Below are 16,828 nucleotides of genomic sequence, written 5' to 3'. Positions count from 1 at the left end.
AAATGTAGCTCGTGGCTATATGCGAAGCGACCCGAACGTCCGAGCTCAGACCAGGCCGGCAAAGCTCTGTGTTAGAGTTGCCGGTTTTACAAAAACGAGATTCCGCTGCACATGACCCCTGTCCTTCGTCTCATCAACCGCACCGGTCTGGTGACGCAGATCTGCATCGGCCTGGTGGCCGGCATCACCCTCGCTCTGCTCGCCCCGGCCGTGGCCCGTGACCTGGCCTTTCTAGGCAAAGTGTTCGTCAGCGCGCTGAAAGCCGTGGCACCGGTACTGGTGTTCATCCTGGTCATGGCGTCGATCGCCAATCACCGTCACGGCCAGGAAACCCACATCAGACCGATCCTCTGGCTGTACCTGCTGGGCACCTTCGCCGCCGCGGTCGTGGCCGTGGTCGCCAGCATGGCGTTCCCGTCCAACTTGGTGCTCAGCACCGGCGATGCCTCGCTCACCGCTCCCGGCGGCATCAGCGAAGTGCTGCAAGGCCTGCTGTTGAGCGCCGTCGACAACCCGGTCAATGCGCTGCTCAACGCCAACTTCATCGGCATTCTGACGTGGGCCATCGGCCTGGGCGTCGCCATCCGCCATGCTGGGCAGACCACCCGCACCGTGGTCGAAGACCTGTCCAACGGCGTGACCCTGATCGTACGCGTGGTCATCCGTTTCGCCCCCCTGGGGATCTTCGGCCTGGTCGCCTCGACGCTGGCCCAGTCCGGCCTAGACGCTCTGCTTGGTTACTTGCACCTACTGATGGTACTGATCGGTTGCATGCTGTTCGTGGCATTGGTGGTCAACCCGCTGATCGTGTTCTGGAAGATCCGTCGCAACCCGTACCCACTGGTATTCATGTGCCTGCGCGAAAGCGGCATCACGGCGTTCTTCACCCGCAGCTCGGCGGCCAACATTCCGGTCAACTTGGCGCTGTCGGAAAAGCTCGGACTGCATGAGGACACCTATTCGGTATCGATCCCGCTGGGCGCGACCATCAACATGGCGGGCGCAGCAATCACCATCACCGTGCTGACCCTGGCCGCCGTACACACCCTGGGCATTACGGTGGACCTGCCGACCGCCGTGCTGCTCAGTGTCGTGGCGGCCGTGTGTGCCTGTGGCGCTTCGGGCGTGGCCGGTGGCTCGCTGCTGCTGATTCCGCTGGCCTGCAGTCTGTTCGGGATCCCCAGCGAGATCGCCATGCAAGTGGTGGCGGTCGGCTTCATCATCGGCGTATTGCAGGACTCGGCCGAGACCGCGCTCAACTCCTCGACCGACGTGCTGTTCACTGCAGCGGCTTGCCTGGGGCAGGAGCGCCGCAACGCCTGAGGTACAGCCCGCTCCGGCAACCGGAGCGGGTTTTCCCCGCAGTATTGTCTGATTGATTAAGCCTGCCGCATTACCTAGGCTAGTGGCCTTTTCCTCGCAATGAGACAGGGCCATGTCAGAACACGAAACCGCAGGCGAAGGCCGTTTCAACAGCATCGAAATCCGTGTGCTCGGTTCTCTGATCGAAAAACAAGCCACCAGCCCGGAAACCTACCCGCTGACCCTTAACGCCCTGGTGCTGGCCTGTAACCAGAAGACCAGCCGTGAACCGGTGATGAACCTCTCCGCCGGCCAGGTCGGCCAGGCCCTGCGTGCCCTCGAAGGGCAAGAAATGACCCGTCTGCAGATGGGCAGCCGCGCCGATCGTTGGGAGCACCGGGTGGACAAGGCACTGGAGTTGGTGCCGGCTCAATTGGTGCTGATGGGGCTGATGTTCCTGCGCGGACCGCAGACCCTCAACGAACTGCTGACCCGCAGTAATCGCCTCCATGACTTTGAAGACGTCGAGCAGATCCAGCACCAGCTCGAGCGTCTGGTCTCACGCGGCCTGGCGCTGCACCTGCCACGCCAGCCCGGCCAACGCGAAGACCGCTACACCCACGCCCTTGGCGACCCGGCGCAGATCGAGGAGATCCTCGCCGCACGCCAGCAAGGCGCCGAGCGCAGCAATAGCGGCACCAGTGTGTCGGATGAGCGGATCGAGGCTCTGGAAGCCCGGGTCGCAGCGCTTGAGGCGCGCCTTGCCGCACTGGAGGGCTGACCTTAGGGCTGATCGGCGTCAGGAAAGTTGCGGCAACTCTTACGCTCGGCCAGCTCTTGGTCGGTGGGACGCTGGTCGACAAAGACCGTGCGCCCGTCGGCATAGATCTCCAGATAGCCCCAGTGCAGGTCCTGCTCCTTCTGTCCGGGCTTGGGTGGCTCTAGCCACCAGGGTTCGCGGCTGATCAGGGTCATGAGTGTGATTCCCGAGGGTGTCTGCAATAAATCATAGACACCTTCAGGTTTGGCTTTGACAACGCGCAAAAGCATTCACGGGTAAACCCGTCCCCAGAAGTACGGCGCAGAACCAGAGACCAGCGCTATACCTGTGGGGGCGGGTTTACCCGCGAAGAGGGTGGTGCAGGCTTATGCCGGCGCCGAGGTGCGGATCAGGTGGTCGAAGGCTGCCAACGAAGCCTTGGCCCCTTCACCCACGGCGATGACGATCTGCTTGTACGGCACCGTGGTCACATCACCTGCAGCGAACACGCCGGGGATATTGGTCTGCCCCTTGGCGTCGACGATGATCTCGCCACGTGGCGACAGCTCGACCGTGCCCTTGAGCCAGTCGGTGTTCGGCAGCAGGCCAATTTGCACGAAGATACCTTCGAGCGCCAGGTCGTGCAGCTCATCGCTGTTGCGATCCTTGTAGCGCAAGCCCGTGACCTTCTCGCCATTGCCCAGCACTTCGGTGGTCAGGGCGCTGGTGATGACCTTAACGTTCGGCAGGCTGTGCAGCTTGCGTTGCAACACGGCATCGGCACGCAATTGGCTGTCGAACTCGATCAACGTCACTTGTGCGACGATACCGGCCAGGTCAATGGCCGCTTCCACGCCGGAATTGCCTCCGCCGATCACAGCCACACGCTTGCCCTTGAACAGCGGGCCATCACAGTGCGGGCAGTAGGCTACGCCACGGGCGCGGTATTCCTGCTCGCCAGGGACGTTCATTTCGCGCCAGCGGGCGCCGGTGGCGAGAATCACGGTCTTGGCCTTGAGCGAAGCGCCGCCGGCCAGGCGAACTTCGTGCAGCGCGCCATTGACGCCTGGGATCAACGCTTCGCCGCGTTGCAGGTTCATGATGTCCACATCGTACTGCTTGACGTGTTCTTCCAGCGCCCTGGCCAGTTTCGGTCCTTCGGTTTCCTGGACCGAAATGAAGTTCTCGATCGCCAGGGTGTCGAGTACCTGGCCACCGAAACGCTCGGCAGCAACGCCTGTACGAATGCCTTTGCGCGCGGCGTAGATGGCTGCCGAAGCGCCAGCGGGACCACCGCCGACCACCAGCACATCGAAGGCATCCTTGGCGTTGATCTTCTCGGCCTCACGGGCTCCGGCATTGGTGTCGATCTTGCCGAGGATTTCCTCCAGGCCCATGCGGCCCTGGCCGAAGACTTCGCCGTTGAGGTAGATGCTCGGCACCGCCATGATCTTGCGCGACTCGACCTCTTCCTGGAACAGCGCACCGTCGATAGCCACATGGCGCACATTGGGGTTGAGCACAGCCATCAAGTTCAGGGCCTGGACCACATCCGGGCAGTTCTGGCACGACAGCGAGAAATAGGTTTCAAAGGTGAACTCACCTTCCAGGGCCTGGATCTGCTCGATCACTTCGGCGCTGGCCTTGGACGGGTGACCGCCTACCTGCAACAGCGCGAGTACCAGAGAAGTGAATTCGTGGCCCATGGGGATGCCGGCGAAACGCAGGCTGATGTCAGCCCCCGGACGATTGAGCGAGAACGAGGGACGCCGGGCGTCGGAGCCGTCCTCGCGCAGGGTAATGAGGTTCGACAGGCTGGCGATTTCCACCAGCAGGTCATGCAATTCGCGGGATTTCGCGCCGTCGTCGAGGGAAGCAACGATCTCGATCGGCTGGGTGACCCGCTCCAGGTAGGTTTTCAGTTGCGATTTAAGCGTGGCGTCCAACATACGGGCGATTCCTTTTTTCAAAACTTGGATACAAAAACGCCCAGGCGAGGTCGCCCGGGCGTTTTTACGGGGCGGTGGCTACTTCAGCTTTGGCGACTGGCTACCGCCCGCGACTTACACATCGGCTTAGATCTTGCCGACCAGGTCCAGCGATGGCGCCAGGGTGGCTTCGCCTTCTTTCCACTTGGCCGGGCAAACTTCACCTGGGTGGGCGGCGACGTACTGGGCAGCCTTGACCTTGCGCAGCAGCTCGCTGGCATCGCGGCCTACACCGCCGTCGTTGATTTCGACGATCTTGATCTGACCTTCCGGGTTGATCACGAAAGTACCGCGATCCGCCAGACCGGCTTCTTCGATCAGCACGTCGAAGTTACGGGCGATGACGTGGGTCGGGTCACCGATCAGCGGGTACTGGATCTTGCCGATGGTTTCCGAGGTGTCGTGCCAGGCTTTGTGAGTGAAGTGGGTGTCGGTGGACACGCCGTAGATTTCCACGCCCAGCTTCTGGAACTCGGCGTAGTTGTCAGCAAGGTCACCCAGCTCGGTCGGGCAAACGAAGGTGAAGTCAGCTGGGTAGAAGAACACGACGGACCACTTGCCTTTGAGGTCGGCTTCGCTGACCTGGACGAATTCGCCCTTGTGGTAGGCAGTCGCGTTGAACGGTTTGACCTGGCTGTTGATGATAGGCATGGAGACGCTCCTTCATGGGTTGAAATCAGTTGACGGAGAGAATCCTAACCGCAGGCTCCGATAAAGGCTCATTGGCAAACCTCATGCTTGTGATTGGTTTTGGCTATAAGTCGCCAATCCCAATAGATGCTTTGATTCCTAAGACGCGTCGGCCTGTACACACGCCGATGCCTCGAGCCTCCCGCTGGGACCGGCGCTATAGTCCAGCCAGCACTGTTGATCACCCGCCTCCCCCCAAATGACCTTGAGCCGGCCTCGCTGCGCATCGCCACGCACATGCAGGCGGCTGCCCTGGCCGACCATCCCTCGCTCACTACCCGCTTCATCCAGTACCAATGCACCGAAGGGCAATGCCTGTCCGCTCACCTTGAGCGCGTGCAGCATCAGTGGATGACCACTACGGGTTGGATAGTGCAACCAACTTGCCGCGCCTGACCGCGGCACTACCGACTGGCCAGTGAGTTGCAGCTCGACATCCTTGGACATGCCTTTGGGGTCGAGCTCCACCGTGTTCAGGCCATACGGCAGCAATGCTGGTACCACCGCGAACCCACGCTCATCCAGGCGTATCTGAGGATGCTGGCGAAGCCGCGCCGCGCTCGCACCCGGTGCATGGACAATCGCAAAGCTTTCCCCAAGCGGCGGGGCCATGGACAAGCCCCCCGGATGGGCAACCAGAGCCCCTTGGGCGCCCATTGAGGCTTGGTGATGAGTGTGCCGATTGGCGAACGAGGCGTTCAGCTCGCCAAACGAACCACGGTGCAGCAGATGGGCATCCAGCCCTGCCCCGCCCCGCGTCCCTTCCTGACGCACTGCAGCCAGCCCATACCCCCATTGCCCACGCTCCCCAGCCGTTGCACGCAAGCGCACATTCGAACGGCCCTGCCCCTGAGCCCCCCATGTCATCCCACTGCTCAACGAAGCACGACGCCGCTCCCCAAGCGGCAGGCTGACCGTGAGCGTGAATGTGTCGAGCGCCTGGCCAGAAGGTCGCCGCTCACGGTCGAACCGCATCCCATAGTTGAGTTTCCCCAGATGGTTGTTGTAGCCCAGGCTGTAACTGCTTTGGCGTTCTGCGCCCTGCCCCCAACCCGCCATCAGCGTCAGACGACCACCTTGCGAGCCCAACGGCCGGTTGGAGACCAGGCCTGGCGTAGCGGCCCCGGTCGCGTAGTAACGCGCGTGATAGTCGAGCGTGGCGTTACCACCGACGATCTGCACGGTCTGGGAGCGCTGGCTGCGTTTGGCGGCCGACAAGTCCATTGGTGCGAAGCTGCTATTGAGCAGTTCAATCTGGACATTGCGGCTACCGCCGGCATCCACGATGAGCCGTCCCTCGGGGCTAATGGTTGGGCCAGGCTCGAAGTAGGTCGAGACCCGGCTTACGGTTGGGGCGCAGTTGGTCAAGCGCAGCTGGAAGGACGTTTGCCCGGCCACCTGTCCAGGCCGAGACAGCAAGGTCGCATTGACGTCAGGCAGACTGACCGGCAAGTTGCCATTACCGCCATTGACGATGCAGGTCGGCGCAAGCACTTGACCACTGATGCTGATTTCGCCGTGATCCGCCTGCGCGATACCAGCATAGAGAAGCGCGCTGCCGCAGGCTGCGCACAAGGCTTTATAGAGTGTTTTCATGATCACCTTCTGATTGCTGATTGACAGCCATGCAAGTGTCAGGCTGCTGTCCGGTTGCCGGACGTGGGTGCAGTATCAGGAAGGTCTCAAGAACAATATGTCGGATGACTTACCAGCCAGGCAGGTGAAATTCACGGCAGGCAAGTAAGAATCATGGCCCCGTTGCAGCGAGGCCATGAAGGAGCTGACAAGGCGGGATCAACGTGTCGCGGTGCGCATGGTCACGAACTCTTCGGCAGCGGTCGGGTGCACGCCAATGGTTTCGTCGAACTGCTGCTTGGTCGCGCCAGCCTTCAGGGCCACACCCAGGCCCTGGATGATTTCCCCGGCATCCGGCCCGACCATGTGGCAGCCCAAGACCTTGTCGGTCTCAGCGTCGACGACCAGCTTCATCAAGGTCTTTTCCTGGATGTCCGTCAGGGTCAGTTTCATGGCGCGGAAGCGGCTTTCGAAGATCTGAACCTTGTGCCCGGCTTCCAGCGCCTGCTCCTCGGTCAGGCCCACGGTGCCGATCGGCGGCTGGCTGAACACGGCAGTGGGGATGTTCTGATAGTCCACCGGGCGGTACTGCTCGGGCTTGAACAGACGACGAGCCACTGCCATGCCTTCGGCCAAGGCCACCGGTGTGAGCTGGACGCGACCGATCACATCACCGATGGCGATGATCGAGGGTTCGGTGGTCTGGTACTGATCGTCCACCCGGATAAAGCCGCGGTCATCGAGCTCGACACCAGTGTTTTCCAGCCCCAGATTGTCCAGCATCGGACGCCGCCCGGTTGCATAGAACACACAATCGGCGACCAGCTCGCGGCCATCTTTGAGGGTTGCCTTGAGGCTGCCATCGGCCTGCTGGTCGATACGCTGGATATCGGCGTTGAATTGAAGATCCAGACCGCGCTTTTGCAGTTCTTCCTTGAGGTGGATACGCACCGAGCCATCGAAGCCGCGCAGGAACAGGTCACCGCGGTACAACAGCGTGGTATCGGCGCCCAGGCCCTGGAAGATGCCAGCGAACTCGACGGCGATGTAGCCGCCACCGACCACCAGTACACGACGCGGCAGTTCTTTGAGGTAGAACGCCTCGTTGGAGGTGATCGCCAGCTCCTTGCCCGGAATATCCGGCACCTGTGGCCAGCCGCCAGTGGCGATGAGAATGTGTTCGGCGCTGTAGCGCTGGCCTTCGACTTCGACTTCGTGGGCACCGGTGATACGGGCATGCCCTTGCAGCAGGGTCACGCCGCTGTTGACCAGCAGGTTGCGGTAGATGCCGTTGAGGCGCTCGATCTCACGGTTCTTGTTGGCGATCAAGGTGCCCCAGTCGAAATGCCCTTCCTCCAGCGTCCAGCCAAAACCGGCGGCCTGCTCCAGCTCGTCGGCCACATGGGCGCCATACACCAGCAGTTTTTTTGGCACGCAACCGACGTTGACACAGGTGCCGCCCAGGTAACGGCTTTCGGCCACCGCCACCTTGGCACCGAAGCCTGCGGCGAAACGCGCCGCGCGTACACCGCCGGAACCGGCGCCAATCACGAACAGATCAAAATCGTAGGCCATGTATTCAGTCTCCTTGGCTGGCGACCAGCATAACGCCGTTACCCGCCGGGAACAAAAAAGCCACCCCGAGGGTGGCTTTCGTACCAACAGTGGCGAATCAGTACGCCTTGCCGGTCTTGTAGTAATTCTCGAAGCAGAAATTGGTCGCCTCGATGTAGCCTTCGGCGCCACCGCAGTCGAAACGCTTGCCCTTGAACTTGTAGGCCAGTACGCAGCCATCCTGGGCCTGCTTCATCAGCGCGTCGGTGATCTGGATCTCGCCGCCTTTGCCGGGTTCGGTGTTCTGGATGATGTCGAAGATATCCGGAGTCAGGATATAGCGGCCGATGATCGCCAGGTTCGACGGGGCGTCTTCCGGCTTGGGCTTCTCGACCATGTTGGTCACCCGATAGATGTCATCGCGGATCATGTCGCCAGCGATCACGCCGTACTTGTTGGTTTCCTGCGGATCGACTTCCTGGATGGCGACGATCGAGCAACGGAACTGGTTGTACAGCTTGACCATCTGGGTAAGGATGCCGTCGCCTTCCGGGTTGACGCACAGGTCGTCTGCCAGCACCACGGCGAACGGCTCGTCGCCGATCAGTGGACGACCCGTGAGAATGGCGTGACCCAGGCCTTTCATCTCGGTCTGACGGGTGTAGGAGAAGGAGCACTCATCCAGCAAACGACGGATGCCGACCAGGTATTTTTCCTTGTCGGTGCCTTTGATCTGGTTTTCCAGCTCGTAGCTGATGTCGAAGTGGTCTTCCAGGGCGCGCTTGCCGCGACCGGTGACGATGGAGATCTCGCTCAGACCTGCATCCAACGCCTCTTCGACGCCATACTGGATCAGTGGCTTGTTGACCACCGGCAGCATTTCCTTGGGCATGGCTTTGGTAGCAGGCAGGAAGCGGGTGCCGTAGCCGGCTGCCGGGAACAAGCATTTTTTGATCATATACATCCTTAAACAAAGGCTGGGCCTGTGGAGTTCGGCGCAGTCTAATCAGGCGGCGGTCACCTTACAATGCCCCGCCCCTGGCCGACCGATGCCATGATAGAGATAACCCAGTGTAGATAGTTCCGATGGATCGTAAATATTGCGGCCATCGAACAGCACTGGCATGCGCATCAACCCCCGCACACGGCGGAAATCCGGCTGGCGGAACAGCTTCCATTCAGTCACCAGCACCAACGCGTCCGCGCCTTCGACACAGACGTAGGGATCCTGCGTAAGGCGCAGCTGGCCGCTGGCCGTCGCGTGCCGGTAGCGCTCGGCGACCCCCGCCGTCGCTGCCGGGTCGCAGGCCTGGACATGCGCGCCTGCCGCCAACAGCGCCTCGAGCAGCACCAGGCTGGGCGCATCGCGCACATCATCGGTACCGGGCTTGAAGGCCAACCCCCAGATCGCTACGGTGCGCCCCCGTACAAAGCCACCGAAGTGCTGATGCAGCGCCTCGAACAACACGGTCTTCTGCACCTCGTTGCGCGCCTGCACTGCCTGCAGGATGGCAGGCTGGTATCCGGCCTGCTCGGCGCTATGGATCAGTGCACGCACGTCCTTGGGGAAGCACGAGCCGCCATAGCCGCAGCCGGCATAGATGAAGTGACTGCCGATACGCGTATCGCTGCCGATGCCGCGACGTACCTGCTCGATGTCCACGTCCAGGTGCGTGCAAAGCCCGGCCAGTTCGTTGATGAAAGAGATACGCGTGGCAAGGAAGGCATTGGCCGCATATTTGCTGAACTCGGCCGCACGCGGCGACATCAGCAACACGCGCTCGCGGTTGCGCACGAACGGCCTGTAGAGGCGCTGCAGGCACTGGCTGGCCTGTTCGCTGTCGCTGCCGATGATGACACGGTCCGGTCGCATGAAGTCCTCGACGGCGCTGCCTTCCTTGAGAAATTCAGGATTGCTCGCCACCTGCACGGCGAACCGCGCACCGCGCTCGCGCAAGCCATTGGCGATGTGTCGAGCGACCCGCTCGGCCGTGCCCACCGGGACGGTCGACTTGTTCACCACCAGACACGCGCGAGAAAGATGGCGTGCGAGGCTGTCGGCAACTGCCAACACGTGTCCAAGGTCAGCAGAGCCGTCCTCCAGACTGGGCGTACCGACCGCGATGAACACTACCTCGGCGCGCACCAGAGCGTGGCTCCAATGGTCGCTGAAACTCAACGACCCATTCTCCAGCCCGGCCTGTAGCAGCGCTTGCAGGCCGGGTTCGTAGATCGGGCATTGGCCCTGACGCAGTTGCGCCAGGCGCACCTGGTCACGCTCCAGACACACCACGTGGTTGCCCATTTCGGCGAAACAGGCTGCCGTGACCAGCCCCACATACCCCGCCCCGATCACACAGAGTTCCATGGCCGCACCCTTGTCGAAGAGTGCGGCCATTGCACACCAGGCACCGTTGCAGGGCAGTGACAGCACAGGGTCACGCGTGTGACAAGAGCCGCCGTCAGCCTCCGGTGCCCTGCCCGATCAACACGCCATCGACTTTTTGCCCATATAGGTTCACGCCATCGTTGGCATGGAACTTCAGCCGGGTCTTCTCGATGGAGCCTTCCACCAGCCGAGGATCCTGTGGCCGCTCATGGCGGTTGATCCAGGCTGCCACGTCCCAGGCCTGCTGATCGCTCAGGCTGCCGGGGCGGCCTAGGGGCATGTTGTGCTTGATGAACGAAGCGGCCGTATTGATCCGGTGCATGCCGGCCCCCCAGTTGTAGGAATCGCGCCCCCACAACGGTGGCATCACATACTCGCCTGCCACTTTCTGCCCCTGGCCCTGGTCACCGTGGCAGATCGCACATTGCTCGCCGTAGACCTGCTCGCCACGCTTGAAGTCATAGCCGCCAGCCGGTGGCGCTACTTCGGGATAACCGCGCCCCGGTGTTTCCACACCCGTAGGCGCCTGGGTCGACAGCCAGTAGGCGTAGACGCTGAGGGCTGTCATCTGTGGGCTGTCGGCCGCCGGCGGCGTGCCGTTCATGCTGAACTGGAAACAGCCTTGGATACGCTCGGCAAAAGTGTTGACCTTGTCGTTCTTCTTGCGATACGCCGGATACATCGGATACGCACCCCACAGCGGCGCGGAATACGCCAGGCGCCCTTGGTCCAGGTGGCAGTTACTGCAGTTCATGCCGTTGCCGACCGCTTCAGGCATCAGCCGGCGCGTGTCGACGAATAGCGCGTGGCCTTCACGGACCATCTTGCCAAAGGCGTTGTCCGGCAGATCAGTTTCGGACGGCGGGGTGAACATCGCAGGCGCGTGGCTGCCTGGAACCTTGAGCTGGGACTGATCTTCCATCGCGATAGGTGCAGCCTGGGCGCTGCCCAAGGCCAACAGCAACAGGCTCGGGATCATCGGCTTCATGGCTTGGCCTCCTGACGGACGGGCTGGGCGAAGAACGCGGCGATGGCCTTGACCTCCTCCTCGGTCATGGCCTTGGCCACGCCGACCATCAATTGGTTGGGGTCGTTGCTGCGACTACCGTCGCGCCAGGCGTTGAGCTGTGCGGTCAAGTAGCCTGCCGGTTGTCCGGCCAGCGGCGGGAAGTGCTCGCCGACACCAACGCCACCAGGCCCATGGCATTGCACGCAACCGGGTATCTGCCGGCTCCAATCGCCATACAGGGCCAGGCGGGACACTGGATCATTGGCGATCTGCTGGCGGCGAAAGTCGGGGGCCGGGTCGGCCGGCAAGCTGGCCAGGTAGGTGCTGACGGCGGTGATTTCGTCTTCGTCCAACGCCTTGGCGAGCGGCTCCATGACCGCTTGCTTGCGACTACCACTGCGAAAATCGGCCAGTTGTTTGCTCAGATAACTCGCTGGCAGGCCGGCCAGGTGCGGAAAGCCTGCGGCGGCGATGCCTTTGCCATCCGGTCCGTGGCAGCCCAGGCAAGCCATGGCGGCGGGGTTGTGCCCACCTTGGGTGAAGATCTTCTGGCCATCGACGGCATGCGCCGAAGGCCAGGCCAGGATCAGCAAACTGCCGATCACGACGCGACTCAACGGTGTGTTCACGGGACGCTCCATTTCCTTGTTATAAGCTTAGGCTTAAACGATATAAGCCCATGAAGAGTAGGCCTATCCCCGGATACCGACAACGATCACCGGGCAAGAAAATGGCATTGCGCCTGCTAACTGCTCATTTGCTGAGCTGGATCAAGTTCCGGAGATGCACTGGGTCGCAGCGGTGCGCACATCGCCCAGGCGCAGCGGGAAATTGTTCAGCCGCTCGTGAAGTTTGATGCTGCTGCCACTGCCACGTTTGTCGATGTCCACCAGGGCAGCAGGACCGACGCTTGTCGGCACTTTTTGTGGAACGATCAAGCGCAGGCCCTCGCCACGCGCCTCTTCGACCAGTGGGTCACGGCTATCTGCCAGTTTGCTCTTGACGCAATCGGCGTATTGGCGCGGCGTCTTGCCGGAGATGACATCCAAGGTTTCGCGCGATTGCTCCAGCTCCGAAACACTGACACAGCCGCCCAATGCCAACAGCATCGCGGGCACCAACCACTTCATTCGCATTACCCCTTCCTTCATCGAGAAACGCTTCGACCACTGTCGGGCTGATTTGCTCCCTGCTTTGGCAGATTTATCTTGGGCCCGACCATCTCGCGCGCAAGTCTACCCTGACATCGTGGTATCGTTCATGTTTGCAGAACCAAACCTTGCGGAGCACCTCATGAAATTCGTACACCAGCGCGAGCACCTGAACGAGGACGACGTGGTCGTCATCGAGTGCTCCCAGCGCTGCAACATCCGCCTGATGAATGACGCCAACTTCCGCAGCTTCAAGAACGGCGGCCGGCACACCTACCACGGTGGCCACTTCATCAAGTTCCCAGCCAAGATCACCGTACCCAGCACCGGCTTCTGGAATATCACCATCGACACCGTGAGCCCGCGCCCGATCTCGGTGACACGCAAGCCGACCTTCACCCACAAGATCAAGATCATCCGCCGCTCGTCGTCCAAACTCGTCTAAGGCCCGTCATGACTCAAACCATCAAATACGTGATCAAGTACAAGCTCGACGGCGAGCGCCGTTGGGACTTTGCCCTGATGCCTGACGCCTCCCATGAGCAGGCGCTCGAAGCGCTGCGCAAGATCCACGGCGACGATGCCGAGAAGATCAGCGACATTCAAGTCAGCAAGGCCCTGTAAACCCGCCCCACCGTCATCAAGGAGCAGCGCATGAGCACCTGGCCCGACCGTCGTATCCTCGACCTACTGGGCATCCAGTTGCCCATACTCCAAGCGCCCATGGCCGGTGCCAGCGGCTCGCCCATGGCCATTGCCGTCGGCAATGCCGGCGGGCTGGGCGCCCTGCCCTGTGCCATGCTCACCGCCGAGCAGCTCCACGGCGAAGTACAAGCCTTTCGTGCCAGTTGCCAGGGGCCACTGAATCTCAATTTCTTCTGCCATCAGCCGCCAATGCCTGACCCGGTGCGCGACGCGCGCTGGAAACAAGCGCTCAAGCCCTATTACGACGAGGTCGGGGCGGATTTCGAGGCGCCGACGCCGGTATCCAACCGGGCGCCATTCGACGAGCAGAGTTGCCAGTGGGTGGAGCAATTGCGTCCTGAGGTGGTGAGCTTTCATTTCGGCCTGCCCCAGGTCGAACTGCTGCAACGAGTGAAGGCCAGCGGTGCCAAGGTATTGTCTAGCGCCACCACGGTGGAAGAAGCCCTCTGGCTGGAGGCCAATGGCTGCGATGCGATCATCGCCATGGGCTACGAGGCCGGCGGGCATCGAGGCATGTTCCTGAGCGACGACATCACCAGCCAGATCGGTACCTTCGCGTTGGTGCCCCAAGTGGTGGATGCCGTGCGCATCCCGGTGATCGCGGCAGGCGGCATCGGTGATCATCGCGGACTGGTCGCCGCCCTGGCACTGGGCGCTTCGGCGGTGCAAATCGGCACCGCTTACCTGTTCTGCCCCGAAGCCAAGGTATCAGCAGCCCATCGCCATGCGCTGGACAACGCGCCGGCCAGCGATACAGCCCTGACCAACCTGTTCACCGGACGTCCAGCGCGAGGCATCAACAACCGTATCATGCGCGAGCTGGGGCCGATGAGCCCGCTGGCGCCGCGCTTCCCACTCGCCGGCGGCGCCTTGATGCCGCTCAGGGCGATCCGTGACCCACAGGGCAACAGCGATTTCAGCAACCTGTGGGCCGGCCAGGCACTGCGCCTGGGTCGGCACCGCTCGGCCAGCGAGCTGACCTTAGAGATCGCCAACAAAGCGCTGGAGCAGCTCGGGCGCTGAACTGCCCCCTGATTGACGCCATCGCGAGGCAAAGCCCGCTCCTGCATCGTGCCTCTTCCTGTCCGGCGGCCTATCGCTATATAGTCAGCACCATAACGATACCCCCAAGGAGCCCCTCTGCATGCTCATCCGCCTGTCCACCTTGGCCGCTGGCGTCCTGGCCGGCCTGATTACGCTCAATAGCGCCTGGGCTGATGAAGTCCAAGTGGCCGTCGCAGCCAACTTCACCGCGCCCCTCCAGGCCATCGCCAAGGATTTCGAGAAAGACACCGGCCACAAGCTGGTGGTCGCCTCCGGCGCCACCGGCCAGTTCTATGCACAGATCAAGAATGGCGCCCCCTTTGACGTCTTCCTCGCCGCCGACGACAGCACGCCGGCCAAGCTCGAGCAGGAAAAGGCCATTGTCCCCGGCTCGCGCTTCACCTATGCCATCGGCACCCTGGCTCTGTGGTCGGCCAAACCTGGATATGTGGATGACAAAGGCGAGATCCTCAAGCAGAACACCTTTCAGCACCTGGCCATCGCTAACCCCAAGACCGCCCCCTATGGCCTGGCCGCCACCCAAGTGCTGGACAAGCTCAATTTGACCGAAACCACCCAGGCCAAGCTGGTCGAGGGCCAGAACATCACCCAGGCCTTCCAGTTCGTCTCCACAGGCAATGCCGAGCTCGGCTTCGTCGCCCTGTCGCAGATCTACAAGGATGGCAAGTTGCAGAGCGGCTCGGCCTGGATCGTGCCGGCGCCGTTGCACGAGCCGATCCGCCAGGACGCGGTGATTCTCGAAAAGGGCAAGGACAACCCGGCCGCCAAGGCCCTGTTCGATTACCTCAAGGGCCCGAAAGCGGCTGCGGTGATCAAGTCCTACGGGTATGACCTCTGATGCCACTGGACGCCAGCGACCTGGGTGCGATCTGGCTGACCATCAAACTGGCCAGCCTGACCACCTTGATCCTGTTGGTGCTGGGCACGCCCATCGCCTGGTGGCTGGCGCGGACACGCTCATGGCTGCGTGGTCCTATCGGTGCGGTGGTGGCCCTGCCGCTGGTACTGCCGCCCACGGTGATCGGCTTCTATCTACTGATCGCCCTCGGCCCGCACGGCTGGCTAGGCCAGGCTACCCAGGCATTGGGGTTGGGCAGCGTGGTATTCAGCTTCAGCGGGTTGGTGATCGGCTCAGTGGTGTATTCCATGCCCTTCGTGGTCCAGCCGCTGCAAAATGCCTTCGCCGCCATCGGCCAGCGTCCGCTGGAAGTTGCCGCGACCTTGCGCGCCAGCCCCTGGGACACCTTCGTCCATGTGGTATTGCCGCTCGCCCGGCCCGGTTTTGTCACCGCCAGTGTCCTTGGTTTCGCCCACACTGTCGGTGAGTTCGGCGTGGTCTTGATGATCGGCGGCAACATCCCCGACAAGACCCGCGTGGTCTCGGTGCAGATCTTCGATCATGTCGAGGCCATGGCCTATCCGCAGGCGCATTGGCTGGCAGGCGTCATGCTGGTGTTTTCCTTCCTGGTGCTACTGATGCTCTATGCAGGTCGCCGTGCAAGAGCAGGCTGGAGCTGAGATGCCTTCGTCGATCCTGGCGCGCCTGGACCTGGCGCGCGGCGAGTTCAACCTGAACGTCGACCTGAATCTGCCTGGACGCGGCGTCAGTGCCCTGTTCGGCCATTCAGGCTCGGGCAAGACATCCTGCCTGCGCTGTTTGGCGGGCCTCGAGCGCGCCCAGCACGCCTACATCGAAGTCAACGGCGAAGTCTGGGAAGACAGCGCCAAAGGCTATTTCCTGGCACCGCACAAACGAGCGGTGGGTTACGTGTTCCAGGAGGCCAGCTTATTCCCTCATCTATCGGTGCGCGGCAATCTGGAGTTCGGCTGGCGACGCGTCCCCAGCGCCAACCGCAAGGTCAGCCTGGCTCATGCCTGCGAGCTGCTGGGCATCGCTGCTCTGCTCGAGCGCCGTCCCGCGACCCTCTCAGGAGGCGAGGCTCAACGGGTCGGCATCGCCCGCGCCCTACTCAGCAGCCCACGCCTGCTGCTGATGGACGAGCCGCTGGCCGCCCTGGACGCTGCGCGCAAACGCGAGATCCTGCCGTACCTGGAGCGTTTGCACGATGAACTGGAGATCCCCGTGGTGTACGTCAGTCATGCCCAGGATGAAGTGGCGCGCCTGGCCGACCATCTTGTGCTACTGGAACAGGGCCAGGCACTGGCCAGCGGCCCGATCAGCGAAACCCTGGCAAGGCTCGACCTGCCCTTGGCTCAAGGCGAGGATGCCGGTGTAGTGCTCGACGGAATGGTCGCCGGTCATGACCCGCACTATGGGCTGTTCGATCTGCGCCTGATGGGCGACTGCGCGCCCACACTGCGCATCGCCCATCCCGCCTTGGTGATCGGCAGCACCTTGAGGCTCAAGGTACAGGCACGCGATGTCAGCCTGGCGCTGGCCGCCGACAGCACCTCAAGCATTCTCAACCGCCTGCCTGTCCAGGTCGTTCAATGCCGCGCTGCCGACAATCCGGCCCATGTACTGGTGAGCCTGGACGCGGCGGGCAATGCCCTGCTGGCGCGTATCACCCGCTATTCGGCGGACCAGCTTGAGTTGCACCCCGGGCAGACACTGTGGGCTCAGATCAAGTCGGTGGCGCTGCTGGGCTGAGCATTGACCGGACAGCCGTTGTCCATTGT

The 16,828-nt window shown here is 62.2% G+C and carries 18 protein-coding genes; 8 read left to right on the top strand and 10 right to left on the bottom strand.

The window, feature by feature from the left end; genetic code table 11:
- Positions 1 to 111: 111 nt before the first annotated feature.
- Both sstT and BLS27_RS10480 read left to right on the top strand, forming a co-directional pair.
- Positions 112 to 1,323: a serine/threonine transporter SstT gene (gene sstT / locus BLS27_RS10485; RefSeq protein ID WP_090344589.1), complete on the top strand. Its 1,212-nt coding sequence runs from the start codon at positions 112 to 114 to the stop codon at positions 1,321 to 1,323.
- 112 nt (positions 1,324 to 1,435) lie between these two features.
- Positions 1,436 to 2,083: a YceH family protein gene (locus BLS27_RS10480; RefSeq protein ID WP_043211773.1), complete on the top strand. Its 648-nt coding sequence runs from the start codon at positions 1,436 to 1,438 to the stop codon at positions 2,081 to 2,083.
- Between the two features lie 2 nt (positions 2,084 to 2,085).
- Here the strand turns inward: BLS27_RS10480 and BLS27_RS10475 are convergent, their stop codons facing one another.
- The 10 genes from BLS27_RS10475 to BLS27_RS10430 form a co-directional block, all read right to left on the bottom strand.
- Positions 2,086 to 2,277: a hypothetical protein gene (locus tag BLS27_RS10475; protein WP_043211771.1), complete on the bottom strand. Its 192-nt coding sequence runs from the start codon at positions 2,275 to 2,277 to the stop codon at positions 2,086 to 2,088.
- A gap of 171 nt (positions 2,278 to 2,448) precedes the next feature.
- Positions 2,449 to 4,011 (bottom strand): alkyl hydroperoxide reductase subunit F, encoded by a 1,563-nt coding sequence (ahpF, locus tag BLS27_RS10470; RefSeq protein WP_043211770.1) that lies wholly within the window; start codon positions 4,009 to 4,011, stop codon positions 2,449 to 2,451.
- A gap of 126 nt (positions 4,012 to 4,137) precedes the next feature.
- Positions 4,138 to 4,701 carry an alkyl hydroperoxide reductase subunit C gene (gene ahpC, locus BLS27_RS10465; protein ID WP_043211767.1) on the bottom strand — a complete coding sequence of 188 codons (564 nt, stop codon included), beginning with the start codon at positions 4,699 to 4,701 and terminating at the stop codon, positions 4,138 to 4,140.
- A gap of 138 nt (positions 4,702 to 4,839) precedes the next feature.
- The gene (locus BLS27_RS10460) at positions 4,840 to 6,336 is read right to left on the bottom strand and encodes a fimbria/pilus outer membrane usher protein (RefSeq protein ID WP_090344586.1); all 1,497 of its coding nucleotides are present in this window, start codon (positions 6,334 to 6,336) and stop codon (positions 4,840 to 4,842) included.
- Positions 6,337 to 6,534: 198 nt separating this feature from the next.
- The gene (gene gorA / locus BLS27_RS10455; RefSeq protein ID WP_090344584.1) at positions 6,535 to 7,890 is read right to left on the bottom strand and encodes a glutathione-disulfide reductase; all 1,356 of its coding nucleotides are present in this window, start codon (positions 7,888 to 7,890) and stop codon (positions 6,535 to 6,537) included.
- Positions 7,891 to 7,987: 97 nt separating this feature from the next.
- A complete protein-coding gene (gene galU / locus BLS27_RS10450) occupies positions 7,988 to 8,827 on the bottom strand; it encodes a UTP--glucose-1-phosphate uridylyltransferase GalU (RefSeq protein ID WP_043211760.1) in 840 nt (279 codons plus the stop codon).
- Positions 8,828 to 8,875: 48 nt separating this feature from the next.
- Positions 8,876 to 10,237: a UDP-glucose dehydrogenase family protein gene (locus BLS27_RS10445; RefSeq protein ID WP_090344853.1), complete on the bottom strand. Its 1,362-nt coding sequence runs from the start codon at positions 10,235 to 10,237 to the stop codon at positions 8,876 to 8,878.
- A 94-nt stretch (positions 10,238 to 10,331) separates the two neighbouring features.
- On the bottom strand, positions 10,332 to 11,246 hold the full coding sequence (locus BLS27_RS10440) for a c-type cytochrome (protein WP_090344582.1): 915 nt from the start codon (positions 11,244 to 11,246) through the stop codon (positions 10,332 to 10,334).
- A complete protein-coding gene (locus tag BLS27_RS10435; protein ID WP_090344580.1) occupies positions 11,243 to 11,908 on the bottom strand; it encodes a c-type cytochrome in 666 nt (221 codons plus the stop codon). Before BLS27_RS10435 ends, BLS27_RS10440 begins: the two co-directional genes overlap by 4 nt.
- A 129-nt stretch (positions 11,909 to 12,037) precedes the next feature.
- Positions 12,038 to 12,397 (bottom strand): hypothetical protein, encoded by a 360-nt coding sequence (locus BLS27_RS10430; protein ID WP_090344578.1) that lies wholly within the window; start codon positions 12,395 to 12,397, stop codon positions 12,038 to 12,040.
- A gap of 163 nt (positions 12,398 to 12,560) precedes the next feature.
- Between BLS27_RS10430 and BLS27_RS10425 the strand changes: the two genes are divergently transcribed.
- The 6 genes from BLS27_RS10425 to modC all read left to right on the top strand — a co-directional run bounded on the left by BLS27_RS10425 (position 12,561) and on the right by modC (position 16,799).
- Positions 12,561 to 12,863, top strand: a complete 303-nt coding sequence (locus BLS27_RS10425) for a DUF1883 domain-containing protein (RefSeq protein WP_043211751.1) — start codon at positions 12,561 to 12,563, stop codon at positions 12,861 to 12,863.
- A gap of 8 nt (positions 12,864 to 12,871) precedes the next feature.
- Positions 12,872 to 13,042, top strand: coding sequence for a hypothetical protein (locus BLS27_RS23810; RefSeq protein WP_090344575.1), 171 nt, complete (start codon positions 12,872 to 12,874; stop codon positions 13,040 to 13,042).
- Between the two features lie 30 nt (positions 13,043 to 13,072).
- Positions 13,073 to 14,146 carry an NAD(P)H-dependent flavin oxidoreductase gene (locus tag BLS27_RS10415; protein WP_090344573.1) on the top strand — a complete coding sequence of 358 codons (1,074 nt, stop codon included), beginning with the start codon at positions 13,073 to 13,075 and terminating at the stop codon, positions 14,144 to 14,146.
- Between the two features lie 121 nt (positions 14,147 to 14,267).
- Positions 14,268 to 15,026 (top strand): molybdate ABC transporter substrate-binding protein, encoded by a 759-nt coding sequence (modA, locus tag BLS27_RS10410; protein WP_043211745.1) that lies wholly within the window; start codon positions 14,268 to 14,270, stop codon positions 15,024 to 15,026.
- Positions 15,026 to 15,706 (top strand): molybdate ABC transporter permease subunit, encoded by a 681-nt coding sequence (gene modB, locus BLS27_RS10405; protein WP_043211743.1) that lies wholly within the window; start codon positions 15,026 to 15,028, stop codon positions 15,704 to 15,706. The genes modA and modB overlap by 1 nt, the downstream gene beginning before the upstream one ends.
- A 1-nt stretch (position 15,707) precedes the next feature.
- The gene (gene modC / locus BLS27_RS10400) at positions 15,708 to 16,799 is read left to right on the top strand and encodes a molybdenum ABC transporter ATP-binding protein (RefSeq protein ID WP_090344570.1); all 1,092 of its coding nucleotides are present in this window, start codon (positions 15,708 to 15,710) and stop codon (positions 16,797 to 16,799) included.
- Positions 16,800 to 16,828: the final 29 nt, after the last annotated feature.

It is taken from the genome of Pseudomonas guariconensis (assembly GCF_900102675.1).
Taxonomy (GTDB): Bacteria; Pseudomonadota; Gammaproteobacteria; order Pseudomonadales; family Pseudomonadaceae; genus Aquipseudomonas; species Aquipseudomonas guariconensis.
This window is presented reverse-complemented; position numbering and strand designations above follow the sequence as displayed.

Coding starts and splice junctions, on each gene's coding strand:
- sstT (WP_090344589.1), top strand. CDS start 112: ATGACCCCTGTCCTTCGTCTCATCAACCGCACCGGTCTGGTGACGCAG.
- BLS27_RS10480 (WP_043211773.1), top strand. CDS start 1,436: ATGTCAGAACACGAAACCGCAGGCGAAGGCCGTTTCAACAGCATCGAA.
- BLS27_RS10475 (WP_043211771.1), bottom strand. CDS start 2,277: ATGACCCTGATCAGCCGCGAACCCTGGTGGCTAGAGCCACCCAAGCCC.
- ahpF (WP_043211770.1), bottom strand. CDS start 4,011: ATGTTGGACGCCACGCTTAAATCGCAACTGAAAACCTACCTGGAGCGG.
- ahpC (WP_043211767.1), bottom strand. CDS start 4,701: ATGCCTATCATCAACAGCCAGGTCAAACCGTTCAACGCGACTGCCTAC.
- BLS27_RS10460 (WP_090344586.1), bottom strand. CDS start 6,336: ATGAAAACACTCTATAAAGCCTTGTGCGCAGCCTGCGGCAGCGCGCTT.
- gorA (WP_090344584.1), bottom strand. CDS start 7,890: ATGGCCTACGATTTTGATCTGTTCGTGATTGGCGCCGGTTCCGGCGGT.
- galU (WP_043211760.1), bottom strand. CDS start 8,827: ATGATCAAAAAATGCTTGTTCCCGGCAGCCGGCTACGGCACCCGCTTC.
- BLS27_RS10445 (WP_090344853.1), bottom strand. CDS start 10,237: ATGGAACTCTGTGTGATCGGGGCGGGGTATGTGGGGCTGGTCACGGCA.
- BLS27_RS10440 (WP_090344582.1), bottom strand. CDS start 11,246: ATGAAGCCGATGATCCCGAGCCTGTTGCTGTTGGCCTTGGGCAGCGCC.
- BLS27_RS10435 (WP_090344580.1), bottom strand. CDS start 11,908: ATGGAGCGTCCCGTGAACACACCGTTGAGTCGCGTCGTGATCGGCAGT.
- BLS27_RS10430 (WP_090344578.1), bottom strand. CDS start 12,397: ATGAAGTGGTTGGTGCCCGCGATGCTGTTGGCATTGGGCGGCTGTGTC.
- BLS27_RS10425 (WP_043211751.1), top strand. CDS start 12,561: ATGAAATTCGTACACCAGCGCGAGCACCTGAACGAGGACGACGTGGTC.
- BLS27_RS23810 (WP_090344575.1), top strand. CDS start 12,872: ATGACTCAAACCATCAAATACGTGATCAAGTACAAGCTCGACGGCGAG.
- BLS27_RS10415 (WP_090344573.1), top strand. CDS start 13,073: ATGAGCACCTGGCCCGACCGTCGTATCCTCGACCTACTGGGCATCCAG.
- modA (WP_043211745.1), top strand. CDS start 14,268: ATGCTCATCCGCCTGTCCACCTTGGCCGCTGGCGTCCTGGCCGGCCTG.
- modB (WP_043211743.1), top strand. CDS start 15,026: ATGCCACTGGACGCCAGCGACCTGGGTGCGATCTGGCTGACCATCAAA.
- modC (WP_090344570.1), top strand. CDS start 15,708: ATGCCTTCGTCGATCCTGGCGCGCCTGGACCTGGCGCGCGGCGAGTTC.